This is a genomic window from Clostridium sp. CTA-7 (genome assembly GCF_054768095.1).
Window position 1 is genome coordinate 148372 of the sequence record NZ_BAAAAV010000010.1, and the last position, 6333, is coordinate 154704.

A 6333-nucleotide genomic window follows, 5' to 3' on the forward strand; every position below is an offset into this window, starting at 1 on the left:
AATGCTAAGTCAACCTTGGCATTTTACTTTTTTGTTTTTTTATAGTTTTATATGACAATATCCATCAGGATTTTTCTTTAGATATTTTTGATGATATTCCTCTGCCCTATAATAGTTAATTAAAGGTTCTACCTGAGTAACTATTTTCTTATCATATTTTTTTTGCTGATCATCTCTACTTTTTAATATTATAGGTAAATCAATTTCATCGAAATAGTATATTCCAGTTCTGTATTGACTTCCAACATCAGGACCTTGTCTATTTAATACTGTAGGATCTATTATTGACCAATATTCATCTAATATATTTTCCAATGATGTTTCATTTTCATTATATTTAACTAAACAAACTTCTGCAAAGTAAGTATTTTTATGACATACATCCTCATAAGTTGGATTTTCAGTTCTTCCATTCGCATACCCAACTTCTGTTTCAATAATTCCATTTAATCTAGATAAAAATTCCTCAACTCCCCAGAAGCAACCTCCAGCTAAAACTATCTTTTTCATTTAATCAACTCCTTTATACTAAAGTGTTCAAATTATTTAAATATATTATACATCTATAAATGAAATAGTACATATTTATTTAAAAGATATATAGACATCCATTTTCTCTTCTGTAATTTGATCTATCAATTTTTCTAATGATACTTTAGTGTTAGAAATTACTTTATTATATATGTCATTAGTTTTCATAGTAGTTTCAAAATTTTTATAAACTTCATTTTGCATAGCCTCAAATTCCTCTGAAGTTAATTTGATTTCACCAAATCTCAGTAACCCATTAGAAGCGTCTTCATAAACAGTTTTATCTCTATCTATATTAATACTAAATATTTCAGGCTTAGATAGACTGAAAGTAATCTTGTTTTTTTCATTTTCTATGTTAATATCATCAGTTGTAATTTGTGATAAGTCTATAGAATATGAGCATTTAGCAAAAATTTTTATCCTTTTAAACTTTTGAAATATTTCAAAGTCTCCCCAGCTTTTGTCTATAGTTATTACTTGGGAAAGCTCTACTTCAAGTGGAATTATTTTATTTACATTTCTTATTTCTCTAATTAAGCTTTCTTCAGAACTTATTTTTAAGTTATTAATATTTCGATATTTTATTTTATTTGAGTGAGATTTATATACCCAAAATAGCTTGCAAATTAATAAAATTAGTATTAGCACAAGTGAAAATTTAAAATAATTTCTTATTCTTTTTTTATTTTTACTTCTTTTAAATAACTTTAAAATGATCATATAAACTCCTAAGATAATTAATTACAATTAATTATATGATGGTTACATTTTAATAATGAATATACCGTATTAACTTCAGTTATTTGATAAATTAGTCGAATATAATATGTTGTGTATCAGGCTATTTTATCGGTATAATATAATTAAGTGTAGACATATATGTAGCTTAGGAGAATTTGTTATGAGTGAAAACAGAGGAATAAGTATAGATTTAGTAAAAGGAACATTTAGTGATTATATTATAAAAGATAAGAATAATATATTTATAGGAAGGTTTACTATAGTTGAATTAGATAAGGATAATAAAAAATGCACTGTCAAACTTAAGTTTTATAGAGAAAAAAAATATGATTTACTAAAAGAAACGGTACAAAGTATATTAAGAGCTGTATTTAAGGATACTAATATTTATAAAACTAATATACTTGTAGATGAGAATATCGAATACAAGGTATTTTTAGACTTAGGGTTTACTTTAGAAGGGATATTTACCGAAAATCTTTTTTCTAATGGGGTATTTTTAGATGAGTTAAGTTTTGGAATTAATAGAAATGAATATAATAATCAAAACAGAAATTTTATGGTTGAACTAAAAGGTGCAAATATAACTGTAAAAAACTTTACTCCAGATTGTGCTGAAGACTTATTAAATTATTATCTAGAAAATAAGGAACATTTAAGCAATTATGAACCTAGTAGAGATAATACTTTTTATACTTATGAAGTTCAAAAGGGTATATTATTAGAAAACTATAAAAATTTAATGAGTGGTACTGGGGTAGACTTAGGAATATATAAGGATGATAAGCTAATAGGGAAAATTAAACTATCAAATATAGTTTATGGAGTTTTCAAAAGTGGAATAATAGGTTATTCTATTGATAAAGATTTTCAAGGAAAAGGATATATGAAAGAAGCTGTTAAGTTAGTTTTAGATTATGCTAAAGATGAATTAGAACTACATAGAATAGAGGCATCCGTTCTAACCGATAATGAAAAATCTAAATCTGTTCTTGTTGGCTGTGGATTTGAAGAAGTAGGTTTAAATAAAAAATATTTATTTATAAATGGAGCTTGGAGAGATCATATAACCTTTTTTAAGATATTAGAAAAAAGTTAACTATTATTTTTAATAAAGGAAGGGGAGTCATGAAGGAGATTATATTAAATAATAATGCCACTGTAGTAAAATCTTTCAATAACAATATATTACTTGTAAGAGAAAAAGGAAAAGAGAAAATACTATTTCAAAAAGGAATAGGTTTTAGTAAGAAGACAGGAGATATTATTCAAAAAGGAACTACAGTTGAAAAAGTATTTATAATTGAAGATGAGGATAATCAAAGAAACTTCGATGAGATATTAACTAGAGTAGATACAAAGTTAATAGCATTAGTTGAAGAAATGATTGCTGAAATAACAGATGAATTAGGCGAAGAACTTAATGAAAACATTCATATAGGATTAATAGATCATTTATTTTATGCGATAAAGAGATTAGAAGATAATGAAGAAATACAAAATCCTTTTTTAGTAGAAATAGAAACTCTATATAGTAGAGAATTTGAAATGGCTAGTGAATTAGCTAACAGAATAAGTGAGGAATTGAAGCTAGATATACCTGAGGGAGAAAAGGGGTTTATAACACTTCATATCCATTCAGCGAGGAATAATGGTAAATTGTCTAACACTATAAAATACAGCTTTTTAAGCAATTCTATAGTTCAGCATGTTGAAGATAGATTAAATATAAAAATTAATAAAAGATCATTAGATTATGCTAGATTTCTTACACATATAAGATTCGCTATAGAGAGAATTATAACTAATTCACCTATAAAAAATGATTTAATAGATGCAATAAGAGAAAAATATCCTTTATCATATAAGATTGCAGAAGAGACTAGAAAAATAATTTGTAGAGTATTAGATATTTCAAGTGTGTCAGAAGATGAAGTTGCATATTTAGCTATGCATATAGAAAGATTTAGGGCTTCCATAATAAAATAAAAATCAGCCATTTTGAATTATGGCTGATTTTTATTTTATTGCTATTATATACTATACTTCAAAATTTACAACTACAGTTTTACCAGCAACAACAGCTCCACTTTCAACTGGAGTTATTGATTTAGTAGCATCAACATTAGTTATTAATACTGGTGTTGCAAGAGATAATCCTTTGCTTAAGATTAAATCCCTGTTTATTTTTATTAGCGGTGTACCAGCTTTAACTTTTTTACCTTGTTCAACTAGTTGTTCGAAGCCTTCTCCATCAAGAGAAACAGTTTCTAATCCTATATGAACAAGTAATTCTAAGCCGTTTTCTAGTGTCATAGCAAAAGCATGCTTAGTTTTGAATACAAGAGTTAATTCTCCATCTGCTGGAGCAACAATAGTATCTCCTTCAGCCATTATAGCCATTCCATCACCAGCTAATTTTTCAGCAAAAACTGGATCTGGAACTTCTGATAGAGGAATAGCTTTACCAGAAACAGGAGCAACAAGTGCTTTAGAATTAACTAGAACTTCTTCATTATTAGGTTCTGATTTAAATAAATTCTTAATAAAATTAAACATAGTACTTCCTGAATATTCAGGAACCCACATCCTTTCTACTACATATTTTGACGAGCATATTAATTAATATTTATAGTATTTATTAATATTAAGGAATAAATACATTAATATTAAAAACAAAAGGCATAAGTCCTAGAAGATAAGGTGGACTCATGCCTGATTAAACAGTAACACGTCTAGTATGATTATATATATAGTTATTAAGTGTTGTCAATAAACTAAATTTAAAAAAGATAATGAAATCGTTAGCAAAATTAAGTATATTCAATATAATTAATGAAACCTTAAGAAAGTGATTCATAAATACGAAAAAACAATTAAAAAATCTATTGAAAACAATAACATAAAATGATACAATGAGTGTATAAATAAAATATGTACAAATTTAGGCGTGTTATCAATTAGTTGAGCATGAGCCGAAAAGGATTTATATATCTATATATCCTTTTCGGCTTTTTTTATTTTTACAAGGGAATTATATTTTACAGCTGCTTAGATTTGTATATAAAATTTTAAGGAGGATTTATTATTATGATGAAGTATCTTCAAAGACTAGGAAAATCTTTAATGCTTCCAGTAGCAGCATTACCAGTTGCAAGTATATTAATGGGTATTGGTTATTGGATTGACCCTACAGGCTGGGGAGCAAACAGTGTAATATCTGCATTTTTAATAAAGGCAGGTGGAGCACTAATTGATAATATGGCTATTCTTTTTGCAATTGGGGTATCAGTTGGGATGTCAGATGATAATGATGGTACAGCAGGGTTAGCAGGTTTAGTTTCATGGCTTATGATTACAACTTTATTAAGTCCAGGAGCAGTTGCAATGTTTAAAGGAATAGATGTTAAAGATGTAGCACCTGCATTTGGAAAAATTCAAACTCAATTCATTGGTATAGTTGCAGGTTTAATTGGAGCAACATGCTATAATAAATTTAAGAACACGAAACTACCAGATGCATTAGGGTTCTTTAGTGGTAAGAGAAGTGTTGCAATTGTTACAGCGGCATCTTCAATATTAGCAGCTTTAGTTTTATTCTTTGTATGGCCAGTTGTTTATGGAGCATTAGTAGCATTTGGTGAAGCAATTATATCAACAGGGCCTATTGGATCAGGTATATATGCATTCTTTAATAGATTATTAATACCTACAGGGCTTCATCATGCACTTAATTCAGTTTTCTGGTTTGACGTTGCAGGAATAAATGATATAGGTAAATTCTGGGGAACTTTAGGTGGCGGAGTACATGGTCAAACAGGTATGTACATGACTGGATTCTTCCCAGTAATGATGTTCGGATTACCAGCAGGAGCATTAGCTATGTATCATACTGCTAAAGATAAGAAGAAGAAGGCTGTAGCAGGATTACTATTAGCAGCAGCATTATCTTCATTCTTTACTGGTGTTACAGAACCATTAGAATTTGCATTTATGTTCTTAGCTCCAGGACTATATCTAGTACATGCTGGATTAACAGGTATATCAGCAATAGTTTGTACATTATTACCAATAAGGTCTGGATTTAACTTCAGTGCTGGTTTTGTTGATTGGTTCTTAAGCTTTAAGGCACCTATGGCAGAAAATCCACTTTGGTTAATACCAATTGGATTAGCATTTGGAGTTATATATTATGTAGTATTTAGATTTGTAATTACTAAATTCAATTTAAAAACTCCAGGTAGAGAAGATGATGAAGAAGAATTTACAGAAAATTTAGTAGTAAATGGAGATATGAATGAATTAGCTAAAGCATATATAGAAGCTTTAGGTGGAAAAGAAAATATAGTTTCAGTAGATAACTGTGTTACTAGATTGAGAGTTGGAGTTAAAGATAACTCTATAATAAAAGATAAAAATTTAACAACTTTAGGAGCTAGAGGAGTTATAAGACCAGGAAAAGGAAACATTCAAGTAATAGTAGGAACAAATGTACAATTTGTTGCCGATGCTGTAAAGTCAGAATTAAAGAGATAATAAATAAAGTTAAATAGAAAATTAAATAAAAATAGAAGGTGCAGGAATAAAATGACTCCTATAGCAGGGATATTTTAAAAGTGTGCCTTCTTTTTTAAAAATTTATAGCTTATTTCATATTATTATTTAGAATATATACAATATAATTAGTATAAATTTATAAAACATATAATTAACTTATCCAGGTGTATCAATAATAGAAAAAACAAGAAAATAAGAGAAAAAAATAGTAATTAGAATATAAATTTAGCAAATAGAGTATATTTCATGATAGGGGGATGATATAACATGATATTATATCTCTTGTGCTCAGCAAAACAGATGAGCAAAACAAGTAAATATAAAGATTTAAATGAAAGTTTACTTTATAAAATTGGTCTTTGAAAATTGAACAGAATATAAGTTAAGTAAAAAACCAGCAATTCTTTTAGACGTCTTAAAATTAAGACTCAAAGTAATTTGAGCAAAGAGATTAAACTTTTTATTGAGAGTTTGATCCTGGCTCAGGACGAACGCTGGCGG

General features: G+C 27.8%; 6 protein-coding genes. 3 read left to right on the forward strand and 3 right to left on the reverse strand.

The genetic code is table 11. The annotated features are described in order from the left end of the window. Window positions 1-39: 39 nt before the first annotated feature. The gene (msrA, locus tag ACYUEX_RS16900; RefSeq protein ID WP_460289201.1) at window positions 40-510 is read right to left on the reverse strand and encodes a peptide-methionine (S)-S-oxide reductase MsrA; all 471 of its coding nucleotides are present in this window, start codon (window positions 508-510) and stop codon (window positions 40-42) included. 75 nt (window positions 511-585) lie between these two features. Continuing rightward, complete coding sequence (locus ACYUEX_RS16905; RefSeq protein ID WP_460289203.1) at window positions 586-1254, reverse strand: DUF4230 domain-containing protein; 669 nt, start codon at window positions 1252-1254, stop codon at window positions 586-588. A 181-nt stretch (window positions 1255-1435) separates the two neighbouring features. On the opposite strand from ACYUEX_RS16905, the gene ACYUEX_RS16910 reads away from it, so the two are divergent. Then, window positions 1436-2374, forward strand: coding sequence for a GNAT family N-acetyltransferase (locus ACYUEX_RS16910; protein WP_460289204.1), 939 nt, complete (start codon window positions 1436-1438; stop codon window positions 2372-2374). A gap of 29 nt (window positions 2375-2403) precedes the next feature. Then, window positions 2404-3264: a glucose PTS transporter transcription antiterminator GlcT gene (glcT, locus tag ACYUEX_RS16915; RefSeq protein WP_460289205.1), complete on the forward strand. Its 861-nt coding sequence runs from the start codon at window positions 2404-2406 to the stop codon at window positions 3262-3264. Window positions 3265-3315: 51 nt separating this feature from the next. Here glcT and ACYUEX_RS16920 read toward each other — a convergent pair whose 3' ends face one another. Next, window positions 3316-3834 carry a PTS sugar transporter subunit IIA gene (locus ACYUEX_RS16920; RefSeq protein WP_460289206.1) on the reverse strand — a complete coding sequence of 173 codons (519 nt, stop codon included), beginning with the start codon at window positions 3832-3834 and terminating at the stop codon, window positions 3316-3318. Window positions 3835-4365: 531 nt separating this feature from the next. Here ACYUEX_RS16920 and nagE point away from each other — a divergent pair. After that, the gene (nagE, locus tag ACYUEX_RS16925; protein ID WP_460289207.1) at window positions 4366-5811 is read left to right on the forward strand and encodes an N-acetylglucosamine-specific PTS transporter subunit IIBC; all 1446 of its coding nucleotides are present in this window, start codon (window positions 4366-4368) and stop codon (window positions 5809-5811) included. Window positions 5812-6333 lie beyond the last annotated feature (522 nt).